Genomic DNA, 21,784 nt, shown 5'->3' on the forward strand with positions numbered 1-21,784 from the left:
TCAGATCAGGCCCAGGTCGCGCATCGCCGCTTCAACGCGCTCGCGCGAAGAGGCGGCGATGGGCACCATGGGCAAACGGGTTTCGGCCGAGGCCCGGCCCAGCAGGCTGACGCCGTACTTGACCGGCCCCGGACTGGTTTCACAGAACATGACGGCATGGAGCGGCGCCAGCTTGTCGCGAAGGGCAAAGCAGGTCTCAAGGTCGCCGGTGCGCCATGCGCGCTGCATGTCGGCGCACAGACGCGGCGCGACATTAGAGGTCACCGAGATGCAGCCCACGCCACCCTGGGCCAGGAAGGCGGTGGCGGTGGCATCCTCGCCCGAGAGCTGGATGAACGAGGGGCCCAGGGCCACGCGGGTGGCGAGGGGGCGGGCCAGATCAGCGGTGGCATCCTTGACGCCCCGGATGTTGGGGAGATCGCGGACCAAGCGCTCCATGGTCTCCAGGCTCATGTCGATCACCGAGCGGCCCGGGATGTTGTAAACAATCACCGGCAAGCCATCGGCGGCCTCGGCCACGGCCTTGAAGTGCTGGTAGAGGCCTTCCTGGGTCGGCTTGTTGTAATAGGGCGTGACCACCAGCACGGCATCGGCCCCGGCCTTGACAGCAAAGCGGGTGAAGTCCATGGCCTCGGCGGTCGAGTTGGACCCCGCCCCTGCGATCACAGGAATTTTCCCTTTAGCCACCTCCACCGCCAGGGAGACAACGCGCTTGTGCTCTTCGTGGCTGAGCGTCGGCGACTCGCCGGTCGTGCCCACGGGCACGATGCCGTCCGAGCCCTCGGCGATCTGCCAGGCCACGAAGTCCTGAAAGGCGCGCTCGTCAACGGCGCCGTCCTTAAACGGCGTAATAAGGGCGGTGATGGAGCCCTGAAGCATGGCCTTCTCCCCTGGGGGCGTGATCCTTGTCCCCGCACGCGGTCGTATCGGGGAGGGGATGTTTTAGCACACCCCCACTCGCCGGCAAGCCCGGGTTTGTCACACAAACAATCGAGGATCGGTGCCAAGGAAGGGAGGGGTCTGGCCCCCAGCCTTCCCTTTCACGACGGATCAATCTCGTCTTCGTCGCAATACCGGTTGCGGATATCGCGAAACACGTCTTCGAGGGCGAGGAAGGCATCAACAATGTCGGGGTCAAACCGCGCGCCCCGATCCGCAACAATCAGCTCCCGAGCGCGAGCATGGGGAAACGGCGGCTTGTAGACCCGCCGACTGATCAAGGCATCGTAAACATCGGCCACGGCCATCAAGCGGGCCGACAAAGGAATCGCCTCGCCGGCCAAGCCTTCGGGATAGCCGGTTCCATCCCATTTTTCATGGTGATAGGCGGCGATGTCGCAGGCATGACGCAAGAAGGCGATTTCGCTTTCGCCCCCCTCCTCCACGGCAGCGCGCAGGGCCGAGCGCCCCAGCACCGTGTGAGTCTTCATGATGGTGAATTCCTCGTCGGTGAGCGGCCCCGGCTTAAGCAAAATTCGATCAGGAATCCCCACCTTGCCGACGTCGTGCAGCGGCGCCGACTTGAACAACAAGTCAATGGTGCGATCATCGAGCTGTCCGGCAAAGCGCGGGTGAGCATGCAGGTGCAGGGCCAAGGCTCGGACATAGTGCTGGGTGCGCCGGATATGGTTGCCGGTTTCGTTGTCCCGGGTTTCGGCCAGCGAGGCCAGGGCGCGGATGGTCACCGCTTGCACCCGCTCCACCTCCTGGGTGCGCTCGGCCACCCGGGCCTCCAGGGTATGGCTGTAGTTTTCAAGGGCGCGCTGGGCCCGGGCCAACTGAACGTGGGTGCGGACCCGGGCCTTCGCCAACAAGGGGGTCAAGGGCTTGGTCAGGTAGTCCACGGCGCCCAGGTCGAAGCCATGCAGCTCGTCATTCGGATCGCCCAAGGCGGTGACAAAAATCACGGGCACGTCCGCCAACCGGGGATCTTGCTTCATGCGCCGACAGACCTCGTGACCGTCCATGCCCGGCATCATGACATCAAGCAAGACCAGATCAGGAGCCGGGTCCATGGCCATGCGTTCCAGGGCCTGGACGCCGTTCTTGGCGACGGTGAGGGCATAATCGTCGCGCAGCATTTCGACCAACACCTTGATGTTCATAGCCTCGTCATCAACAATCAACAAGCGAGGGCGGTCGGAGAGGGGCGCAAGAACAGCCGGAATCATGATCAGGCCTCCGGAATGCGAGGAAGGGGTCCCCCGGGACGGATCAAGGTCGCCAGCGCCACCAGGGCATCCGTGAAATCAAAGGCGGCGGTGGCCGTCGCCAGACGCTCGGCCGCGTCGCGCGCCTCCCCCTCAAGATGGGGACACAGCTCCCGCGCCACATCCTCGGCCAGAGGATCGCCGTTGGTGAGCAGGCCTTGCAAACGATCGATCAACGACCAGATCCCCTCAAGACCGAGGCGTGCTGTCGAAGCGATCGGCGCCGGCACAGGGAGGCTGGTGATCGCGTCAAGCACGGGGCGCAGCGCCGCGATGAGGCCGGGCGGGGTCTGGGGCGGCAGCCCCAGAGAGGGGAGGAGGAAGACGCAGGTCTTGCGCCCCCCCCTTGCCCCCGGAGACGAGGTGTCTCGGGTTGGTTTTACTCGTATTCCGCCGAGGTCTCGCCGCTGCTTTTGTTGTACTTGATGGTGATCTTCGACGTGGTGCACAGATCGAACTCGTCCCACTCGGCGCTTTCGTTGTCGTCGTAAACGACCTTCACGTCCCATTTGCAGGTTTTAGTCGCCCGGTTGAACCGGATGGTGACAAACTCGCCGTTGCCGAGCTGATCCTGGCCGAGAACATCCTCTTCCCAGTCGCTGCTGCGCGAGGGAGAGACGTAGACTTGGTCAATGGTATAGCCTGTCTTGTTGACCAGAACGAAATCCTGCTTGGATTGAGCCAGCGCGCCTGTCGAAACACACGCCAAAACAGCCGCAAGAGCTAAAGTTCTGCGAACCATTTATTCACTCCCCACGTCATTGATTGTTTATTTCCCGTGGAAATGGCGGCCACGGAACCAACTGAAGTCTAACTGATCTTGAGCGGTCGGGCTACAAAAGGATGAGCTTGGGGGCTTTGGTCTGGGTCTCGCCCTGCGGGACATGCTTCCCGCGTCCCGCCCTCCTGGAACCAAAGGGGGGGAGAGGAACGAAGCGGTCTGGGGAGGCCGCGCCTCCCCAGCCTGCCTTAACCCTTCCCCCGGCTGTCCTTGCTTGCCGGCGGCGGGCGGGACGCTTATCCTAAGAGGTTCCATGATCGCCGTCCCCAATCGGAGTTTTTCCGGTGAGATACGTGAGCACCCGGGGCCGCGCCCCCGTCTTGACCTTTGATGACGTTCTGCTGGCTGGGCTCGCCGAGGACGGTGGCCTGTACGTGCCCAGCCATTGGCCGACCTTCACCCCCGACGACATCCGGGACATGCGTGGCCTGTCCTATCAGGAGCTGGCGGTCCAGGTGATGGGGCCGTTTGTGGCCGGGGCGCTGACCGACGACGAACTGACTCAGGTCGTCGAGGACGCCTATGCCAGCTTTACCCACCCGGCCATTGCCCCCTTGCGCCAACTGGGGCCCGATGATTGGGTCATGGAGTTGTTCCATGGGCCGACTCTGGCGTTTAAGGACTACGCCTTGCAGGTCGTGGGCGGCCTGTTCGACCTGATCTTGGCGCGCCGGGGCGAGCGCGTCACGGTGGTGGGCGCCACCAGTGGCGACACCGGCAGCGCCGCCATTGCCGCCCTGCGCGACCGCGCGGCCGTCGATGTGGTGATCTTGCTGCCCAAGGGCCGGGTCTCCGAGGTGCAGCGCCGGCAGATGACCACGGTCGAGAGCCCCAACGTCCATGTCGTGGCGGTGGACGGCACCTTTGACGACTGTCAGGCCCTGGTGAAGTCCTTGTTTGCCGATGTCGCCTTCCGTGACGAGGTTGGCCTGGGGGCGGTGAATTCCATCAACTGGGCTCGGGTGATGGCCCAGACTGTCTACTATTTCTGGGCGGCCCTGCGCCTGGGCGCCCCCGACCGGACCTTGGGCTTTGCCGTGCCCACCGGTAACTTTGGCAACGTGCTCGCCGGCTGGGTGGCGCGGCAGATGGGGCTGCCCATCGAGCGTCTGGTGGTTGGCTCCAACCGCAACGACATCCTGGCCCGCTTCCTGGAAACCGGGACCATGAGCCGCCGCCCGGTGGAGCAGAGCTATAGTCCCTCGATGGACATCCAGGTCTCCAGCAACTTCGAGCGCCTGTTGTTCGAGATCGTGGACCGTGACGCTCCCGAGGTCGAGCGCATGCTGCGCCAGTTCGCCGCCACCGGCAGCTACAAGGTGGCCGAGCCCCTGCATCAGGAGCTGCTGGGTCTGTTCCGGGGCTATCGCCTCGACGATCCCGGCACCGAGCAGGCCATCGCCGATCTCTATGCCGCGACCGGCGAGATCCTCGACCCCCACAGTGCCATCGGCGTGATGGCCGGGCGGGTGGCCGGGCATCGGGACCTGGGCACCCCCATGGTGGCGCTGGCCACCGCCCATCCCGCCAAGTTCCCCGAGGTTGTCGAGCGCGCGACCGGGGTGCGCCCGGCCCTGCCGCCCAGACTCGCCGACCTGATGACCCGTCCCGAACGGCTCACCGACCTGCCCAATGATGTCGAGGCCGTGAAGGCCTTGGTGCGCCAGCGGATCGCCGGAGGCCGGGCATGATTGAGGACGTGCGGGTCACCACCCTTCCCAGCGGTCTGGTCGTGGCCACCGACGTGGTGCCCACGGTGGAAAGCGTGACCCTGGGGGCCTGGGTGGCCACCGGAACCCGCCACGAGGCGCCGGCGGTTAATGGCGTGTCGCATCTTTTGGAGCACATGGCCTTCAAGGGGACGCGTCGGCGCGATGCCCGCCAGATTGCCGAGGAGATCGAGGCGGTGGGCGGGCATCTCAACGCCTACACCAGTCGCGACAACACGGCCTACTACGCCCGGGTCCTGCGCGAGGATACGGGGCTAGCCCTCGATATCCTCGGGGATATTCTCCAGAACTCGGTATTTGATGCCGAAGAACTGGGGCGCGAGCGCGAAGTGGTGGTGCAGGAAATCCACCAAGCGCTCGACACCCCCGACGATATTATCTTCGACTACTTCCAAGAAGCGGCCTTCCCAGACCAAGCTTTAGGGCGGCCGGTGCTGGGAACGGTGCCGGTCGTGCGCAGCCTGACCCGTGACTGCGTGGATGGCTACCTGCGCTCGACCTACGCCCCGGAGCGCATGGTGGTCGCCGCCTCGGGCCGCCTGGAGCACGACGCCTTCGTTGAGGCGGTCGCCCGGCATTTCGACGCCTTGCCCACCGGCGGGCCATTGGTCGAGGAACCCGGGCGCTATCGCGGCGGCTGCTACCGCGAGGAACGCGACCTGGAGCAGGTCCACGTGGTACTGGGCTTCGAGGGCGTCTCCAACCTCGACGACGCCTACTATCCCCTGTCGGTCCTTGCCACCTTGCACGGTGGCGGCATGTCCTCGCGCTTGTTCCAGGAAATCCGGGAAAAGCGCGGCCTTGCCTACTCGGTGTACAGCTTTTCATCGTGCTACCAGGACACTGGCCTGTACGGCGTGTATGCCGGAACCGGCGAAGCCGAGGTCGCCGAGCTGATCCCGGTGCTGTGCGAGGAAACCCTGCGGGTGGTCGAGGGCATCACGGCGGAAGAGGTCAACCGCGCCCGCGCCCAGCTCAAAGCCAGCTTGCTGATGTCGATGGAAAGCACCTCGTCACGCTGCGAGCACCTCGCCCGCCAACTCCAAGTCCACGGCCGCCCCGTGCCCATGGCCGAAACCCTGGAAAAACTCGACGCCGTCCAGGTCGCCGACGTGGAAGCCTGCGCCCGCCGCCTGTTCGCCTCCGCCCCCACCCTCGCCGTCATCGGCCCCCTGTCCCGCGTCGAGGACAACGACCGGATGCTGGCGCGGCTGACGCTCTAGGGCGGGGAGGCGGTTCTTCGCTTCGGTAACGCGGGGGACTGTCGCCCCGGACCCCACCTGGAGGCTGACGCCTCCAGACCTCCGCTTTCTTTTTATTAATTGGTCCCTCCCACTCCCCCCTCCCCTTTGAAAAGCCGCGCTTTTCAAAGGGGAGGGGGGATGGGAGGACCATGAACAGAAGAAAAAGGGGGGCTGGGGCATCGCCCCAGGCGGGGCGCGGGGCGGCAGCCCCGCATCGCCGAAGCGAAGCACCACGCCCCCGCCTCAGAGAGCCAGCCAAACCAGAACCCCCGGCGTTGAGCAGGAGGAGGCCGGGGGCCCAGCGGGTGACGGAGGCTTTCCAGTGCTGAGAGACGACGTGGCCGATGAGGCCGATGGCCCAGAGGCCGGGCAGGGTGCCCAGGGTGAAGGCGGCCATGCCCAAGGCGCCCCCCAGGGCGCTGCCGCTGGCGGCGGCGGCGGCGATGGCGCCGTAGAGGAGGCCGCAGGGGAGAAAGCCGAGGACGACGCCCACGGCGTAGCCGCGACCGGCCCGGGGCAAGAGGCGGCCCAGGACGGGGGGCGGCCTTGGGGGGGGGCGCCGCGCCTCCAGCGGGGCAGGGGGACGCCGAGACGACCGAGGGCCTGGACCACGAACACGCCGGCCGCCCCCAGCATCAGGAGCGACGACACGCCGTCCAGCCCGCGCGCGATGAGCCCGGCGACGCCGCCGGCCAGGGCGCCGAGGGTCATGTAAGTGGTCAAGCGCCCGAGATGGTAGCCAAGCAGCAAGGCGCCGAGCCATCGGGTGTGTTCGCGCATGCGCGCGGCCGGCACGGCTTGCAGGCGGGAGGTGACGAAGGACAGAACGAAGGGGCCGCACATGCCGGTGCAGTGCATGAGGCCGCCAGCAAAACCCGCTCCGGCCAGCCCCAGAAACAGGCCTTCCTGGCCGGTGACAACGGCGCGACAGTGAGCGAGGCCGGCCCCGGCCAGAGCGACAAGGGCCGCAACCTCGCCCATGCTCAGGGATCCAAGCCTGGGGCGCCGTGGGAGAGGAAGGGCGAGGCCCAGGCCTCGGCGCCCACGGGCTCGGGCGGCGTCCACCACGCCAAGCGATCGGCCAACGGAACGACATCGCCGACCACGAAGAGGGCCGGGGGGACCACGCCCAGGCGGTCACGATCGGCCACCGCCTGATCCAGGGTCGTGCGATAGACCTTTTGGGTGGCGGTCGTGGCATCGACGAGGAAGGCGGCCGGCGCGTCGCCGGAGCGGCCCCCGGCCTTCAGGTGGCCGACGATGGTCGCCAGATGCTTGTGGGCCATGTAAAAGACCAGGACGGGCAGGCGGGCCAGGGCCGCCCAGTCCAGCGCATCGGGGACGTCGCCGCTGGCGGCATGGCCGGTGACAAAGGTCACGGCCGCGTTGGTATCGCGGGTGGTGGCCGGGATGCCGGCATAGGCCAGCCCACCGATGCCAGCCGTGACGCCGGGCACCACACGAAACGGCACGCCAGCCTGGGCCAGAACCTGGGCCTCCTCGGCGCCGCGTCCGAAAATGAACGGATCGCCGCCTTTCAAGCGCACGACGCGCAGGTTGGCGCGGGCCAGTTCGACGAGGCGCTGCGAGATGTCGGGCTGACTGGGCGAGGGCTGGCCCCCGCGCTTGCCCGCGTGGATCAAGGTGGCCCCGGGACGGGCCAGCCCTAGCACCCGACCGTCGATCAGGGCATCGTGGACCACCACGTCGGCCTCGGCCAGGGCGTGGACGGCAAGAAGGGTCAACAGGCCGGGATCGCCTGGACCAGCGCCGACCAGCCACACCCAGCCGGGCTTGAGCGGCGGCAGGACGGGGGACAGGCGCGACAGAGAGAGACAGTGTTCCATAGCGGTATACGTACACGCCCCGACGGCTGGTTTCCAGGGTCAGCGTGGCGGAAATCCGCTTCCTGGAAAAGCGGGGGCAAGTACGCCATGATCCGGCCTTCCTTTGGCCTTGCGAGCGAAATCCCCATGGCGGATCTTGAGACAACTCTGGCAAACGGATTTTCTTTTTTGGACGCTGGACAGGTGGCCCAGGCGGAGCAGTGCTTTCGCGCCGTGTTGACGCAGGCCCCCCAGACGCCGCGCGCCCTGACCGGCCTAGGCCTCGTTGCCTTGCGGGCGGGGCAGGGGGAGCCGGCCCAGGCCCTGCTGGAGCAGGCGCTGCGCCTGGACCCCCGCGACGCACGCGCGCGCGAGGCGTTGCTGGAGGCGGTGGCGCGCACCGTGCGGCCCGAGGATCCGGTGGGGTTGATGCGCTTGGGACGAGCCTTGGCCGAGGCCGGCGACGCCCACGGCGCCCGAGAAGCCTACGTGGCTGCCCTGGTACGCGACCCACTCACGACGGAGGCCCGCTTTCTGGTCAACCGTCAACTCCCCAGGGTGTACCAGTCGGCGGAAGACATGGCGCGCTGGCGGGCGCGCTTTGCCACGGCGGTCCAGGGATTGGATGCTGCCTTGCACCCGCAATCGCCGCAAGAGGCCGAGCCCCTGCTGCGCGCCTTGCTGCTGCGCAGTAACTTCGAGCTGGCCTACCAGGGGCAAGACGATCGCCCTTTGCAAGAGGTGTGGGGGCGGCTGGTCACACGGGTGACGGCCGCCGCCTTTCCCGATCTGGCCCAGCGGCCCGCCGCCCGTCCCCTGGCCGGGCGCGCCGACCCCCGGCTGCGGATTGGCTATGCCTCGTCGTGTTTCAGCAGCCACACCATCGCGTTGCTGTTCAATTCCTGGATCCGGCGGCTCGACCGCTCGGCCTTCAAGGTCCATGTGTACGTGTTGGGCGGCAAGCGCGACAGCGCCACCGAAATCCTGCTCAACGCGGCCGACGTGGGGCGGGATCTCCGGGCCGCGCCGCTCGGCGACGATGCCCGAACCCTGCGGGCCGATGAATTGGATATCCTGATTTATCCTGACCTTGGCATGGATGCGCGCAGTTTTCTGCTGGCCTCGCTGCCGCTGGCGCCGGTTCAGGGGGTGTCGTGGGGCCACCCGGTGACCACGGGCCTGCCGTCGATCGACTGGTTCCTAAGCTCCGAGGCCATGGAGCCGGCCGGGGCGGAGGCGTTTTATTCCGAGCGCCTTGTGCGGCTGCCCCGCCTGTCGATCGCCTATACCCCGACTCCGGTTGACAATGAAAAGAGCCGCGCCGCCCTCGGACTGCCTTCGGGGGTGCTCTACCTCTGCGTCCAGGCCCTGCAAAAATACTTGCCGGCCTACGACGGCCTGTTCCCGGCCATTGCCCGGCACGTGCCCGAGGCTCGTTTTGTCTTTATCGAGCACGGCACCATGAGTGTCGCCAACCGCCTGTTTCGCGAGCGCTTGGAGCGCGCCTTTCGGGCGGCGGGCCTCGACCCGGCGGCGCACTTGGTGTTCCTGCCCTGGCTGGACTGGCGCGACTACTTGGCGCTCAACGGCGCCGGCGACGTTTTCCTGGATTCCGTCGAGTGGTCGGGCGGTAACACCACCTTAGAGGCGCTCTCGCGGGGCGTGCCCCCCGTGACCTTGCCGCGGGGGTTCATGCGCGGGCGCCATACGGCCGCCATGCTGTCGCTGATGGGACTAAACGAGTTGATTGCCCGCGATCTTGACGACTATGTGCGCATCGCCGTGCGCCTGGGTCAGGATTCGTCGTGGCGCCGCCAGATGCGCGAGGCCGTCGTGGCGCGCCGGGCGCATGTTTTTGAAGACAATGGCGCGGTGCGGGCGCTGGAAGACTTCTACCGGCAGGCACATGCCTTGTCCCTGGCTCCGGGATGGGGCGGGGCAAGCCGGCACTAAAGATAAAAAAACAGGCTGGGGAGGCAGGCCTCCCCAGACCCCACGCTCCCTTGGGGACAGCGCGTCTGGCCGGGGCGGGAACTCCCGTGGGTCAGGGGGCGTATCTCACGCCGGGAGGCGGATCGAAGGGCGCGGCGAAGGAAGGAGGCGTTGCAGTCTCCCAGGCATCGCGCTCCACCGGTGGACAGCATAGCGTGAGCGTATAAAGGGCGCGCGGGACGGTCACCGTCCTGTTGTCGCCGAGATCAAGACGAACCGACTCACCGTCAAGAGACGACGGGCCGAGGTGCACGGGGTGGGCGGCGGCGAATGGGTCCATCAGTGGTCCCTCCCAGGCAGCGGATCCCTTTCCTAACCCCAGCCCTCTCGCCGAGAGGGCCGGAATACCCCCCAATCCTAGAGCGCTTCTTGGATTGGATCTCATGACAGCATTAGGACATTTTGCGGCCAACACAAGAGTGGAATGGGGGGGATGCGCCACTTTTGGTCATTGAGTTTCGACCTGCTCGTTGTGGCGCCGACAAAATCGGACAATGAAAACCGAAACACCGATGAGGACGTGTTTTATCATGAACAATATCGAACAAAGCGAGGCGCTATGCCGGATCTGAGCTTGGAGCGGGCCCTGGGCGGACGCGTGGCGGGGTTGGACGAGGTGGGACGGGGGCCTCTGGCCGGCCCCGTGGTCGCGGCGGCCGTGGTCTTGCCGCAAGGCGGCCTCGCCGGCGATCTGGCCGCGGCTATTGATGATTCCAAACGGCTCACCGATCGGGCCCGCCGAACCCTGGCGCAGGCCTTGCGCCAGACCGAGGGGATTGCCTTTGCCCTGGGGGCTGCGTCGGTGGCGGAAATCGACCAACTCAACATTTTGCAGGCGTCCTTGCTGGCCATGCGCCGGGCCTTCTGGCGACTGGAGGCAACGGGCGGGCGGGTGGAGGCGGCCTTGGTCGATGGCCGGCACGTGCCGGTCTTGCCCTGTCCGGCGCGGGCGGTGGTGGGGGGCGATGGCATTTCGTTATCCATTGCCGCCGCCAGCATTATCGCTAAAGTTGTTCGCGATGACCTCATGAGGACCCTGGCCGGCCGCTATCCCGGGTATGGGTGGGAGCATAACGCGGGCTACGGAACCCGCGTGCATAAAGAGGGTTTAAACACCCTTGGGGCGACCCCTCATCATCGCCGTTCCTTTGCCCCGGTGCGGGCCGCCTTGGAGGAGGGGAGGGGGGAGAATCGGGAGGAGTGAGGTATCAGGTGCCGAAGGAGCCCACGGGCCGCGTCGCGCCCCCCCGGTTCCTGGGGGTATTATTAGAAAAACGCCACACCTATTTGATTTAAAAGAATAAAAAGACGTTTTGTAAAATCATATTCCAGGATAAGAATCGGCTCCGCGTCCAGAGGGTGGTTAAAAAAAACAGGATTCTCGTTAATTTTCTGTGGATATCTCTTTGTCCTTGACCACGAGATCCGGTAGGCGACACGGTTCTGTGGACACAACATCGTGAGATGAGCCCGAGGTGGTCTCAATTTATGTGGATAGGACGCCAACAGACTGATTCTCCTCATTAATATCTCGGTAAGGGTTTGGCTGGCACAGTCGCCTCATGATGAACGCACCACTCAGCAACCGCATTCTCCAGGGTGACTGCATCGACATGATGCGGACGCTCTCCGCCGGATCCGTAGACATGATCTTCGCGGATCCTCCCTACAACCTCATGCTCGGGGGCGAACTGCACCGCCCCGATAACAGCCGCGTGGATGGCGTGGACGACGACTGGGACCGCTTTGAAAGCCCCCAGGCCTACGCCACGTTCACGCGGGAGTGGTTGGCCGAGGCCCGGCGTGTGTTGAAGGATAACGGCACGCTCTGGGTGATCGGCAGCTATCACAATATCTATCGCGTGGGCGCGGAGCTTCAGGACCTGGGCTTCTGGATCCTCAACGACGTGGTCTGGCGCAAATCCAACCCCATGCCCAATTTCAAGGGCACGCGCTTTACCAACGCTCACGAGACCCTGCTCTGGTGTGCCAAATCCGCCGATGCCAAGTACACCTTCAACTACGAGGCCATGAAAAACCTCAATGAAGGCGTGCAGATGCGCAGCGACTGGACCTTGCCTCTGTGCGGCGGGACCGAGCGTCTACGCAACGCCGACGGCCAAAAGGTGCACGCCACCCAAAAGCCGGAGAGCCTGCTCCACCGGGTGATCTTGTCCTCGACGCGGCCGGGCGACTTGGTGCTCGACCCCTTCCTGGGCAGCGGCACCACGGCGGCGGTGGCCAAGCGTTTGGGCCGGCGTTGGCTCGGCATCGAGCGAGAGACCCGCTATATTGAGGCCGCCCAGGCGCGCCTTAACGCCGTGGAGCCGGTCGCCGATCCCGACTTGCTGCGCACGCCGTCCAAGCGAGCCGAGCCGCGCATTCCGTTTGGCACCGTGGTCGAGCGCGGCTTGCTGTCGCCCGGCGCCGTGCTGCGCGACGCCGGCAAGCGTTGGACCGCCCGGGTACGGGCCGATGGCACCTTGGTCGCCACTTCGGCGCGGGGCGACCACAAGGGGTCGATCCATCAAGTGGGGGCTGCCGTGCAAGGCGCGCCGGCCTGCAATGGGTGGACGTTCTGGTATGTCGATCGCCCGAACGGGGCGGTGCCGCTCGATGTCCTGCGCCAGCAGGTGCGGGCCGAACTGGAGACGGTGGCGTAAAAATTCGAGCCCAAGCGAGAACCTTTGGAGGTTTGCCGCTTGTGGTCGTTAAGGGCGGCGTTCGAGCCGGGGAAAACCAGGCCTCCGTGATGTCCTGGCTTGGGTTCCCGTGGGAGGACGCGGTATGCTGCGGGTGCACGGTGTTGCTTGATATCCTCCGTTCCTCCTGTTGCTCAGATCGTCGCCATGTCCCGTCCGTCCCGTTTTCTGTTCGTGATCGCTCCGCTGGTGCTGGGGCTGGTCGTGGGAGGGTGCGCCGAGGAGCCCCCCTCCCCCGTAGCCGCCGTCAAGGTCGAGCGCAGTCACATGCTTGCGTCGGCCCCGCCGCCGACCCTGTTCACCATTGTCCCAGCGAGCCGCGCCCAAAGCGCCGATCCGGCCTTTCAGGTGGCGGCCAATCTGGTGGCCGCGCAATTAGAGCGCTTGGGCCATCGCCGTATCGTGGGCGATGGGGCGGCGCGCGCCGCCTGGAAAATCTCCCTCGAGACCTCGATCAGCGCCGGCGGTGCCACGGCTGGCAGCGGCCTGACCTATGGCTTTGGCTGGGGCCAACCGCCTTTGCGCGTGCTGGGCGGCGGGCAGGAAGTGACCTCGGCGAGTGCTCAGGCCGGCGCCGCCTCGTCGGTGGAAAAGCGCTTGGCTGTGACCATCAGCGCCGATGGCAAAACGGTGTATCAGGGCCGCGCCGTGTTGTTCGATCCCTCGCGTGATCTCGTGGCCGCCTTGTCGCCGCTGTCCCGACGCTTGCTCGACGATTTCCCCGGCCCGCTCGGCGCCCAGGGACAATCCCGCTGATCGGACACCCGTCATGAGGGGTCTGGGGAGGCGAACCTCCCCAGCCCTTCTTTTTTTTATGGCCCACGTCCCTCCATCCGCCGCTTGAAGGAGCCCCCGATGGTTGCCGCCTCTCCTCCCCCCGATCCCGCGCGGCGGGTGGATTTGTTTATGACCGCGCTGGTGCGGGCCTGGGTGCGTGGCGTCGAACGCCGCCCCCGGCTGGCCCTGGGGCTCACGCTGGGCTTGATGCTGCTCTCGGGCTGGGCAATCGCCACCCACCTGTCGATCCGCACCGATACCTCGGCCATGCTGTCGCCGGATCTGCCCTTTCAGCAAGACCACGCCCGCCTCAAGGCCGCCTTTCCCGACCTCGGCGACGATCTGGTGGTGGTGATTGATGGCCTGACCCCGGCGGTGGCCGAGCGGGCGGCCCAGACTTTGTCCCAGGCCTTGACCCAACGCCCCGACGTGATTGCCCGCGCCGTTGACTTGGCCGGCCTGCCGTTCTTTCGTCGCAACGGCCTGCTCTACCTCTCCCCTGCGGCCCTTGATACCCTGGCCGGCACCTTGACCCAGGCCCAGCCCTTCTTGGCCGGGCTGGGGCGGGACCCGTCCTTGCGCGGCCTCGCCGACCTCATGGATCTGGCCCTGGGGCACACCGAGGCACCGAGCGACCCGATCTTGATCGCGGTGCTGGAGCGCATGACCGCGGTGACCACCGCCACCCAGCACAACGAGATGGCCCTCATGGACTGGTCGGCGGCTTTTGGCACCTCGCCGGCGCGGGGCACCGCCACCCGGCGGTTCTTGCTGATCAAGCCGGTGCTGAACAACGCCTCCTTGTCGCCGGCCGGAGCGGCCATGGCGGCGGTGCGCGCGGCGGCCGCCGAGGCGGGACTCAGCGAGGCCACCGGGGTGCGGGTGCGCCTCACCGGCTCGGCCGCCTTGGCCCAGGAAGAACTGGGAACGGTGCGCAGCAGCATGGGGGTGTCCAACCTCGTGTCCTTCGGCATTGTGGCACTGCTGCTGGTTTGGGGATTGCGCTCCGGGCGGCTGATCTTGGCGACCAACGCGGCCCTGGTCGCTGGTTTGGTGATCACCGCCGGCTTTGCCGCCGTCACGGTGGGTACCTTGAACTTGATCTCGGTGGCGTTTGCCGTCTTGTTCATTGGCCTGTCGGTGGATTTTGGCCTGCACTATGGCTTGCGCTATCGCGAGGCCCGAGTGGCCGGGCTGGCCAACGCGGCGGCGCTGGACGAGGCGGCGAGCAGCACGGGCACCTCCTTGGTGCTCTCGGCGCTGGCGGCGATGCTGGCTTTTCTGTCGTTTTTGCCCACCGACTACCTGGGGCTGGCCCAGCTTGGCCTGATCTCCGGCGCCGGCATGGCCATTGCTCTGCTCCTGAACCTGACCTTGCTCCCGGCCATTTTGACCTTGATGCCGGCTAGGCCGGTCAAGCCGATCGGTGTGCCGGCCGGCGCCTTGCGGTTTTCCCTGTTGCACCTGCCCGAGCGCCGGCCGCGCGCCACCTTGGCGATGACGAGCGTCCTGGTCGGTGGGGCCCTGTGGCTGGCGGTGCAGATCCGCTTCGATGTGGATCCGCTGGCCCTCAAGGACCCGGCCACCGAATCCCTCTCGACCTTATATGACGTGATGAAGGAGCCGGGGCTCGATCCTTATTCCATCGACATCCTGGCCGCTGATGCCGCCGAAGCGGCCCGCTTGACCGAGGCGCTAAACCAGTTGGAGGCGGTGCGCAGCGTGGCCAGCCTGCCTGCCCTGGTGCCGGCCGAGCAGGACCAAAAGCTGCAAGTCATTGAGGATCTCGCCTTCACCGTGGGGCCCTCGCTCAGTCTGCCGCAAGAAGCGCCGCCCGATGCGGCCGGCTTGGTCGAGGCCCGACGTCGGTTGATCGCGCGGCTGGCGGACGTGCACGCCGGGACGGCGGCGCCGGCGGCCCAGGCTTTGGCCACCGCCCTGGGCGCCCTGGGCGACGACCCGACGGGGTTGGAGCGCCTTCAGGCCCGGCTGCTCGACGGCCTGCCCGACCAGATCGCCCGTTTGCGCGACAGCCTGAGCGCTGGCCCGGTCAGCTTGGCCGACATTCCGCCCGACCTGCGCGCGCGCTACGGCGCCGCCGATGGTCAGATGCGCCTGCAAGTGTTCCCGCGCGATGACCTGCGCGACCCCCGGGCTCTTCAGGCCTTTGTTGCGGCGGTGCGGCCCGTGGCCCCGCACGCCACCGGCGCCCCGGTGATCATTGTCGAGGCCGGCCGCACCGTGATCGGCGCTTTTGCCGAGGCCGCCGCCCTGGCCACGGTGTTGATCACCGCCATGCTGGCAGCCGTGATGCGCCGGCGCCGGGATATTCTGCTGGTGTTCGTGCCGGTTTTGCTCTCGGGGCTGTTCACCCTGGGCTCGGCGGTTCTGATCGGTCAGGCGCTCAACTTGGCCAATGTCATCGTGTTGCCCTTGCTGGTGGGCCTGGGCGTCGCCGGGGCCATCCACGTGATTGGCCGGGCCCACGAAACCGCTGGCGCCGTGCTCGACAGCTCAACGCCGCGCGCCGTCGTGTTCAGCGCCCTGACCACCGTCGCGTCGTTCAGCTCGCTCATACTCTCCGACCACCCGGGCACCGCCAGCATGGGCATTTTGCTGACCCTGGCCCTGACCTTGGGCTTGGTGTGCACCCTGGGGATTTTGCCGGCGATCCTGGCCTTGCTGCGTCGGTAAATAAGGCTGGGGAGGCTTGCCTCCCCAGATCCCTCGATCCTGGCCGAATCAGGCGGATTTCACATCGCGCAGGAAGCGGTCCACGACCCCCTTCAGATCGTTGGCCTCGCGCGACAGGGCGCGGGCAGAGGACAGCACTTCGCCGGCTGCGGCACCGGTTTCGGACGACGCTTGATGAACGGTGCCGATGTTGCCGGCGATCAGGTGAGTCGCTTCCGAGGTCTGCTGAACGTTGCGGGCAATTTCGGCGGTGGCGGCGGACTGCTCCTCGACGGCGGACGCGATGGCGGTGGCGATTTCGTTGATTTCGACGATGCGCCCAACAATGCCGCTGATGGCGGTCACGGCGCTGGCGGTGGCCGATTGCACGGTGCCAATCTGGCTGGCGATCTCGTCGGTAGCCTTGGCGGTCTGGTTGGCCAGCGACTTGACTTCCCCGGCCACCACGGCGAAGCCCTTGCCCGCTTCACCGGCTCGCGCCGCCTCGATGGTGGCGTTGAGGGCCAGCAGGTTGGTTTGTGAGGCGATCGAGTTGATGAGGCTGACCACGGTCCCAATGCGCGACGACGCTTCGGCAAGGCTTTGCACGGTGGTGTTGGTCCGCTCCGCGTCCTCGGAGGCGGCGCGGGTGATGCGGATGGACTGTTCGACTTGGCGCCCGATTTCGTTGATGGACGACGACAGTTCTTCCGACGCGCTGGCCACCGTTTGAACGCTGTGGGACATTTCCTCGGTTGCCCCGGCCACGGTCGAGGCCTTTGCGCTGGTAACATCGGCGGTGCCGGACATGGTTTGGGCGGTGGCTTCCATCTGAGTGGCGGCGCCGGCCACGACCTGAAGCATGCTGCCCACCGCCTGATCGAAGCCCTGGGTCAAGGTTTCCAGGGTCTTAGCCCGACGCTCGCGCTGGACCCGTTGGGTCTCCTGCGCGACGGCCAAACGCTCGGCTTCCATGGCGTTCTCTTTAAAGATCGCAACGGCGGCGGCCATGGTCCCGATTTCGTCCTGGCGACCTTGGGCCGGGATGGCGACGGTGCGATCGCCCTGGGCAAGGCGACGCATGGCCTCGGTCATCGCCCCCAAGGGCAGGGCCAAGGCGCGATACAAGAGCATGCCCAGGACAACGGCAAGAACCACAAAGACCGCCACGGCGCCCAACATCCCCGCCTTGGCAGTTCCGGCGATGTCGCGCTGGTGGGTGCTGGCCTCTTTGGCGCCGCTCACGTTGAGGTCAACGATTTTGTCAAGCTCGGCCAAGGCGCCTTGGAACGCGGGCCGGGCTTCCTGGATTTGAACGCGAAAGGCGTCGTCGTTCTCGTTTTTGCGGGAATGATCGAGCGCCTGATCGCTCAACGTAATGTATTGCGCGTACAAAGCCTTGAACCGATCGTAGGCCAGCTTTTCCTCGTCAAGCGCTTGCAGCATTTCGTAGCCGCGCTGGATCTCCTGAAGTTTTTGCCGTCCGGCGGTAATAATCACATCGGTTTTGGCCATGGCCTCGGCGTCGGTCAGCATGATGTGGGTCAGTTCATGGCGGCGGGTATCGAGCATTTGCGTCTTCATCGCCCCGGCCGTGACCACGCTGGGCAACCAATTGTCGGTGATTTCGCTGGTCGCCCGGTCCATTTCATTGACCAGCGCCAGAATAACCGCCGCGTTGAGGCCGATCAGACCGATCAGCACACCGAAAACCAAGAAGAGCTTGCGGGAAATCTTGAGATGATCCAGCATGGCCATGGTGATGCACCCTTGTTAGGAGGCGGGCCTTTGGGATCCCCTCCCTGGCCTGCTTCCGATGTCCCAAATACCGCTGTGTATTTTTTCTTTATAACGGTTCCCCCTGGCGGCGCGGGGAAAGAACCTTTTGAGTGCATACTTTGGGTCATGCTCCGGTGCTTTCAAGGGAGAGAGGGGTCTGGGGAGGCCTCGCCTCCCCAGCCTTGCTTTTTTTYCCCTCCTCGGCGTCTTCACCCCCCCCGATCCCAAGGCGGCACCGGCGAAAAACGCTCCACAAGAAAATCAACAAAGCACCGCACCTTCGGCGATAAGTGGCGAGGCGTCGGGTACACCGCATGCACCGCGCCATGGTCTGGCAAAAACCCGGGCAAAACCTCCACCACCCGCCCGGCCTGCACGGCAGGTCCGGCAATAAAGGTCGGGAGAACAGCCAGCCCCAGTCCGGCCAGCGCCGCTTCCAGCAAGGCATCGCCGTTGTTGGCGCGCAGCGGACCCGAGAGCGTCAGCGGCCAGGACGTGCCGTCGGAGCGCACAAACCGCCACTCCTCGGTCATGCTCACATTGGCATAGCTCAGACAGGCGTGCCCGGTGAGGTCGTCCGGGGTGGCCGGCGTGCCATGGGCCGCGAGATAGGCGGGGCTGCCACAGACCATCCGACGCACCGGGGCCAAGCGCCGCGCCACGAGGTCGGATTCTGGCAGGCGACCAATGCGCACCGCCACATCCACCCCCTCGTCGATCAAATCCACGAAGTGGTCGTTCAAGGTGAGATCCAGCGTGATCTCGGGCGCCACCTCCCGAAAGGCCCCCAGCGCCGGCACCAGATGCCGCACCCCAAAACTGACCGGAGCATTAATCCGCAACACGCCGCGCGGGCTGGCCTGAAGCTGACGCACCGCCCGATCAGCGTCGTCGAGATCGGACAAGGCCTGCGAGACCCGCTGATAATAGCCCTGGCCGGCTTCGGTCAGGGTCAAGGAGCGGGTGGTGCGCTGGAGCAGACGAACCCCCAGCCCCGCCTCCAACTGGGCAACCTGCCGGCTGATCGCCGAGGTCGAACTGCCCAGCCGGCGCGCCGCCCCGGAAAACGACCCCTCCTCAACCACGCGGACGAAAGCCTGCAAGGGAAACAAGCGGTCGGTCATTGTTGCGTATCCAGCAATAGTGTCTTGCTGCTACGATGAATTGTTGCGAACCGCTCCACAAGCCATGTTTCTAGCGTGTTCACCCGCTCCCCGAAAGGACCGCCCCCATGACCCTTTTACACCTTGATTCCAGCTTGCTCGGCGACGCCTCGGTCACCCGCCACCTGACCCAGCGCATTGTCGCCACCCTGACGGCGGCCCACCCCGGGACCACGGTCGTTCGGCGCGACTTGGCCGCCCAGCCGCCCGCCCCCCTCGACGCCGAGTTGATCAAGGTGGTCAAGTTCCGTGACCTCACCGATTTGACCGCGCGCCAGCAAGCCGAATTGGCCCTGACCGACACCTTGGTGGACGAGTTTCTGGCGGCCGAAACGGTGGTGATCGGCGCCCCCATGTATAATTTTTCGATCCCCACCCCCCTCAAGGCCTGGATCGACCGCGTGGCCCAGCCCGGTCGCACCTTCCGCTACACCGAAACAGGGCCCCAGGGGTTGGCGGGCGGACGCCGGGTGATCATCGCTTCGGCCCGCGGCGGACGCTATGCCGGCACACCGGCCGAAACCGCGTTCGATCACCAGGAAGCTTACCTGAAGGCCGTGATGACCTTTTTTGGCATTCCCGAGGTCGAGATCATTCGGGCCGAGGGGGTTGCCATGGGCGACGAGGCACGCGCCGCCGCTCTGGCCGCCGCCGAGGCGCAGATTCAGGCTTTGGTCTGAGGGGAAAAAGGCCGGGGAGGCGCGGCCTCCCCAGACCCCTCTCGAGGTAGATCGAGCGGGAATGGTCTTTCATGATACGCTGGGCTCGTTACAGGAATTCATGACGCGGTATTGGTTTTCATGGCAGACGGATTTCAGGATCGTTTTTCAGGGCCGGTGACGGCTTTTCAGGATCGGGCGTTGCCGGAACGGGCGGTCCTGACGGGCTATGCCGCGTTGATCGATGCCTTTCAGCTTGCGGTCCCGCTGCCCCGAACGCTGGCCGCCATCGGCTCCCAGCACAAACTCTATGACCGGGAGGGCTGGCGCTTGTTCACCCCCCGGCACGCTCGCCCCGCCAGTCTTGAGGGGCACCTGACCTTTGCCCTCAAATACGAGGGGGTGGATCTTCTTGTGCTCAAGGCGCTCTTCAAGGCCGTCGGCCCCGGCCCGATCATGGCCTTGGTCAAAGCCACGCCCACCGGGAGCTATGCCCGGCGTCTCTGGTTCTTGTACGAATGGCTGATCGGCACCCCCCTCGACCTGCCGAATGCCACGGCGGGAGCCTATGTCGAGGTCCTCGATCCCCGACAGCAATGGGGCGCCGCCGCCCTCCTCTCCTCCCGGCACCGGGTGAAAAACAATCTGCCGGGAACGCCGGCCTTCTGCCCCCTGGTGTTCACCACCGACAAGCTCCGCGCTTTCCAGGCGCTTGACCTCGCCGACCAAGCCCGGGCCACCCTCGCCAGCGTGCCAAAGGATTTGCTGGCGCGAACAGCCGCTTTTTTGTTGCTCAAGGATTCGAGATCCAGCTTCGCCATTGAACGGGAGTATCCGGCTCATGACCGCGTCCAGCGCTGGGGCAAGGCCATTGGCGAAGCGGGGCGGCGCGCTCTGGATCTGGACGAGTTGTTGCGGCTGCAAAGAATCGTCATCGGCGACGCCCGATTTGTCCGGCTGGGACTGCGCAAGGAAGGCGGTTTTGTCGGGGAACACGAACGCAATACCGGCGCCCCCTTGCCCGACCATATCAGTGCCAAGCCAGAGGACCTCCTTTCCCTGATGGAAGGGATCACCCGGTTCAGTCGAACAGCCGGTCGCACCCTTGATCCGGTCATTGCGGCGGCCGGGCTGGCCTTTGGCTTCGTCTATACCCATCCGTTTGAAGACGGAAATGGGCGCCTACATCGCTACTTGATCCATCATGCCCTGAGCGAGCGGGGCTTCAATCCGCCAGACATGGTGTTTCCGGTCTCCGCAGCCATTTTGGACCAACTGCATGCGTACCGCCTCACCTTGGAGAGCTACTCGGCCCGACTCCTGCCGCATATCCAATGGGAACCAACACCCACGGGCAATGTCCATGTCCTCAACGACACGGCAGATTTTTATCGCTACTTCGACGCCACACCCCATGCCGAGTTTCTGTATGAGTGCGTTCAGCGGACCATTGAAGTCGATCTCCCGGCGGAAACCGCTTATCTCAAAAACTATGATGCGTTTCGGGACGGGGTGGCGGCGCTGGTGGACATGCCGGAGCGGACCCTTGAGAGGCTGCTGCGTTTCCTTCGGCAGAATAACGGGGTCCTCTCGAAGCGGGCACGAGACAACGAATTCCGAGCCCTCACCCCGGAGGAGGTCCAAAAAATCGAGGACCTGTATCAGAGCGTCTTCTGAGGGCGTCATCCCGGGGCCCGATCAACGCCCAAATGCAAAAAACGGCCCCACGATTGCGGACCGTTCCAAAAGCAGACAGGGAGGGAAATGAGGTGGCGCGCCCGAGAAGATTCGAACTCCTAACCTTCTGATCCGTAGTCAGATGCTCTATCCAGTTGAGCTACGGGCGCAACCTCAGGGACAACCGCGAAAACCGATGGGGCAATGGCGCGCCCGAGAAGATTCGAACTCCTAACCTTCTGATCCGTAGTCAGATGCTCTATCCAGTTGAGCTACGGGCGCCTTGCACACAGGTTTCTCACACCAAGACGCGGCCCTGAAACCAGTGGCGCGCCCGAGAAGATTCGAACTCCTAACCTTCTGATCCGTAGTCAGATGCTCTATCCAGTTGAGCTACGGGCGCTTTCTTGGTGCCTTCCGTCGCGCTCCCCGAGGGGGGTCGTCGTTGGAAGGAGCGCTTTGTACCCGCACGGCTCCGAGCAGGCAAGAAAAAAATCACGCCCCCTCTCTTTTTTTCACGGCCGGCGCCAGGAGGAAGGGTACGCTGGGAAGGCGCGGCGGGCCCAGCCCC

Annotated in this window: 17 protein-coding genes, 3 tRNA genes and 1 pseudogene; 9 read left to right on the forward strand and 12 right to left on the reverse strand. The window is 65.6% G+C overall.

Features of this window, described 5'->3' with window-relative positions; all coding sequences use genetic code 11:
• The 4 genes from dapA to RSPPHO_RS04050 form a co-directional block, all read right to left on the reverse strand.
• Positions 1-879 carry a 4-hydroxy-tetrahydrodipicolinate synthase gene (gene dapA / locus RSPPHO_RS04035; protein WP_014414000.1) on the reverse strand — a complete coding sequence of 293 codons (879 nt, stop codon included), beginning with the start codon at positions 877-879 and terminating at the stop codon, positions 1-3.
• 161 nt (positions 880-1,040) lie between these two features.
• Positions 1,041-2,171 carry an HD-GYP domain-containing protein gene (locus RSPPHO_RS04040; RefSeq protein WP_014414001.1) on the reverse strand — a complete coding sequence of 377 codons (1,131 nt, stop codon included), beginning with the start codon at positions 2,169-2,171 and terminating at the stop codon, positions 1,041-1,043.
• Between the two features lie 2 nt (positions 2,172-2,173).
• Positions 2,174-2,467: a hypothetical protein gene (locus RSPPHO_RS04045; protein WP_014414002.1), complete on the reverse strand. Its 294-nt coding sequence runs from the start codon at positions 2,465-2,467 to the stop codon at positions 2,174-2,176.
• 122 nt (positions 2,468-2,589) lie between these two features.
• Entirely contained in the window at positions 2,590-2,952 is a 363-nt protein-coding gene (locus tag RSPPHO_RS04050; protein ID WP_014414003.1) for a hypothetical protein, read from the reverse strand.
• Between the two features lie 323 nt (positions 2,953-3,275).
• On the opposite strand from RSPPHO_RS04050, the gene thrC reads away from it, so the two are divergent.
• Together thrC and RSPPHO_RS04060 are read left to right on the forward strand one after the other, a co-directional pair.
• Positions 3,276-4,682 carry a threonine synthase gene (thrC, locus tag RSPPHO_RS04055; RefSeq protein WP_014414004.1) on the forward strand — a complete coding sequence of 469 codons (1,407 nt, stop codon included), beginning with the start codon at positions 3,276-3,278 and terminating at the stop codon, positions 4,680-4,682.
• Entirely contained in the window at positions 4,679-5,944 is a 1,266-nt protein-coding gene (locus RSPPHO_RS04060) for a M16 family metallopeptidase (RefSeq protein WP_014414005.1), read from the forward strand. The genes thrC and RSPPHO_RS04060 overlap by 4 nt, the downstream gene beginning before the upstream one ends.
• Here RSPPHO_RS04060 and RSPPHO_RS21455 read toward each other — a convergent pair.
• The 3 genes and pseudogenes from RSPPHO_RS21455 to cobA all read right to left on the reverse strand — a co-directional run bounded on the left by RSPPHO_RS21455 (position 5,883) and on the right by cobA (position 7,812).
• The gene (locus RSPPHO_RS21455; RefSeq protein ID WP_339325408.1) at positions 5,883-6,728 is read right to left on the reverse strand and encodes an urease accessory protein UreH domain-containing protein; all 846 of its coding nucleotides are present in this window, start codon (positions 6,726-6,728) and stop codon (positions 5,883-5,885) included. The two genes, RSPPHO_RS04060 and RSPPHO_RS21455, sit on opposite strands and share 62 nt — an antisense overlap.
• Positions 6,620-6,946 (reverse strand): annotated as a pseudogene (locus RSPPHO_RS21660) (urease accessory protein UreH domain-containing protein); the annotation flags it as partial. The gene RSPPHO_RS21455 and the pseudogene RSPPHO_RS21660, both read right to left, overlap by 109 nt.
• Positions 6,947-6,948: 2 nt before the next feature.
• Entirely contained in the window at positions 6,949-7,812 is an 864-nt protein-coding gene (gene cobA / locus RSPPHO_RS04070; protein ID WP_014414006.1) for a uroporphyrinogen-III C-methyltransferase, read from the reverse strand.
• An 87-nt stretch (positions 7,813-7,899) separates the two neighbouring features.
• Between cobA and RSPPHO_RS04075 the strand changes: the two genes are divergently transcribed.
• The 5 genes from RSPPHO_RS04075 (at position 7,900) to RSPPHO_RS04095 (ending at position 15,956) form a co-directional block, all read left to right on the forward strand.
• The gene (locus RSPPHO_RS04075) at positions 7,900-9,744 is read left to right on the forward strand and encodes an O-linked N-acetylglucosamine transferase, SPINDLY family protein (RefSeq protein ID WP_051013636.1); all 1,845 of its coding nucleotides are present in this window, start codon (positions 7,900-7,902) and stop codon (positions 9,742-9,744) included.
• Between the two features lie 598 nt (positions 9,745-10,342).
• Positions 10,343-10,987 carry a ribonuclease HII gene (locus RSPPHO_RS04080; RefSeq protein ID WP_041796564.1) on the forward strand — a complete coding sequence of 215 codons (645 nt, stop codon included), beginning with the start codon at positions 10,343-10,345 and terminating at the stop codon, positions 10,985-10,987.
• Between the two features lie 361 nt (positions 10,988-11,348).
• Entirely contained in the window at positions 11,349-12,446 is a 1,098-nt protein-coding gene (locus tag RSPPHO_RS04085; protein WP_041796567.1) for a site-specific DNA-methyltransferase, read from the forward strand.
• 186 nt (positions 12,447-12,632) lie between these two features.
• Positions 12,633-13,241 (forward strand): hypothetical protein, encoded by a 609-nt coding sequence (locus RSPPHO_RS04090; protein WP_041794099.1) that lies wholly within the window; start codon positions 12,633-12,635, stop codon positions 13,239-13,241.
• A 99-nt stretch (positions 13,242-13,340) separates the two neighbouring features.
• Positions 13,341-15,956, forward strand: coding sequence for an MMPL family transporter (locus RSPPHO_RS04095; protein WP_041794102.1), 2,616 nt, complete (start codon positions 13,341-13,343; stop codon positions 15,954-15,956).
• A gap of 48 nt (positions 15,957-16,004) precedes the next feature.
• On the opposite strand, the gene RSPPHO_RS04100 is transcribed toward RSPPHO_RS04095, so the two are convergent.
• Both RSPPHO_RS04100 and RSPPHO_RS04105 read right to left on the reverse strand, forming a co-directional pair.
• The gene (locus RSPPHO_RS04100; protein WP_014414012.1) at positions 16,005-17,693 is read right to left on the reverse strand and encodes a methyl-accepting chemotaxis protein; all 1,689 of its coding nucleotides are present in this window, start codon (positions 17,691-17,693) and stop codon (positions 16,005-16,007) included.
• 230 nt (positions 17,694-17,923) lie between these two features.
• Positions 17,924-18,838: a LysR family transcriptional regulator gene (locus RSPPHO_RS04105; protein WP_014414013.1), complete on the reverse strand. Its 915-nt coding sequence runs from the start codon at positions 18,836-18,838 to the stop codon at positions 17,924-17,926.
• 107 nt (positions 18,839-18,945) lie between these two features.
• Here RSPPHO_RS04105 and RSPPHO_RS04110 point away from each other — a divergent pair, with 107 nt between their 5' ends.
• Positions 18,946-19,557: an FMN-dependent NADH-azoreductase gene (locus RSPPHO_RS04110; RefSeq protein WP_014414014.1), complete on the forward strand. Its 612-nt coding sequence runs from the start codon at positions 18,946-18,948 to the stop codon at positions 19,555-19,557.
• Between the two features lie 120 nt (positions 19,558-19,677).
• Positions 19,678-21,213 (forward strand): Fic family protein, encoded by a 1,536-nt coding sequence (locus RSPPHO_RS04115; protein WP_051013994.1) that lies wholly within the window; start codon positions 19,678-19,680, stop codon positions 21,211-21,213.
• Positions 21,214-21,306: 93 nt separating this feature from the next.
• On the opposite strand, the gene RSPPHO_RS04120 is transcribed toward RSPPHO_RS04115, so the two are convergent.
• The 3 genes from RSPPHO_RS04120 to RSPPHO_RS04130 all read right to left on the reverse strand — a co-directional run bounded on the left by RSPPHO_RS04120 (position 21,307) and on the right by RSPPHO_RS04130 (position 21,616).
• Positions 21,307-21,383 (reverse strand) — tRNA-Arg (locus RSPPHO_RS04120).
• A gap of 35 nt (positions 21,384-21,418) precedes the next feature.
• A tRNA-Arg gene (locus tag RSPPHO_RS04125) sits at positions 21,419-21,495 on the reverse strand.
• A 44-nt stretch (positions 21,496-21,539) separates the two neighbouring features.
• A tRNA-Arg gene (locus RSPPHO_RS04130) sits at positions 21,540-21,616 on the reverse strand.
• Between the last annotated feature and the right edge of the window lie 168 nt (positions 21,617-21,784).

Source organism: Pararhodospirillum photometricum DSM 122, assembly GCF_000284415.1.
Classification (GTDB): domain Bacteria; phylum Pseudomonadota; class Alphaproteobacteria; order Rhodospirillales; family Rhodospirillaceae; genus Pararhodospirillum; species Pararhodospirillum photometricum.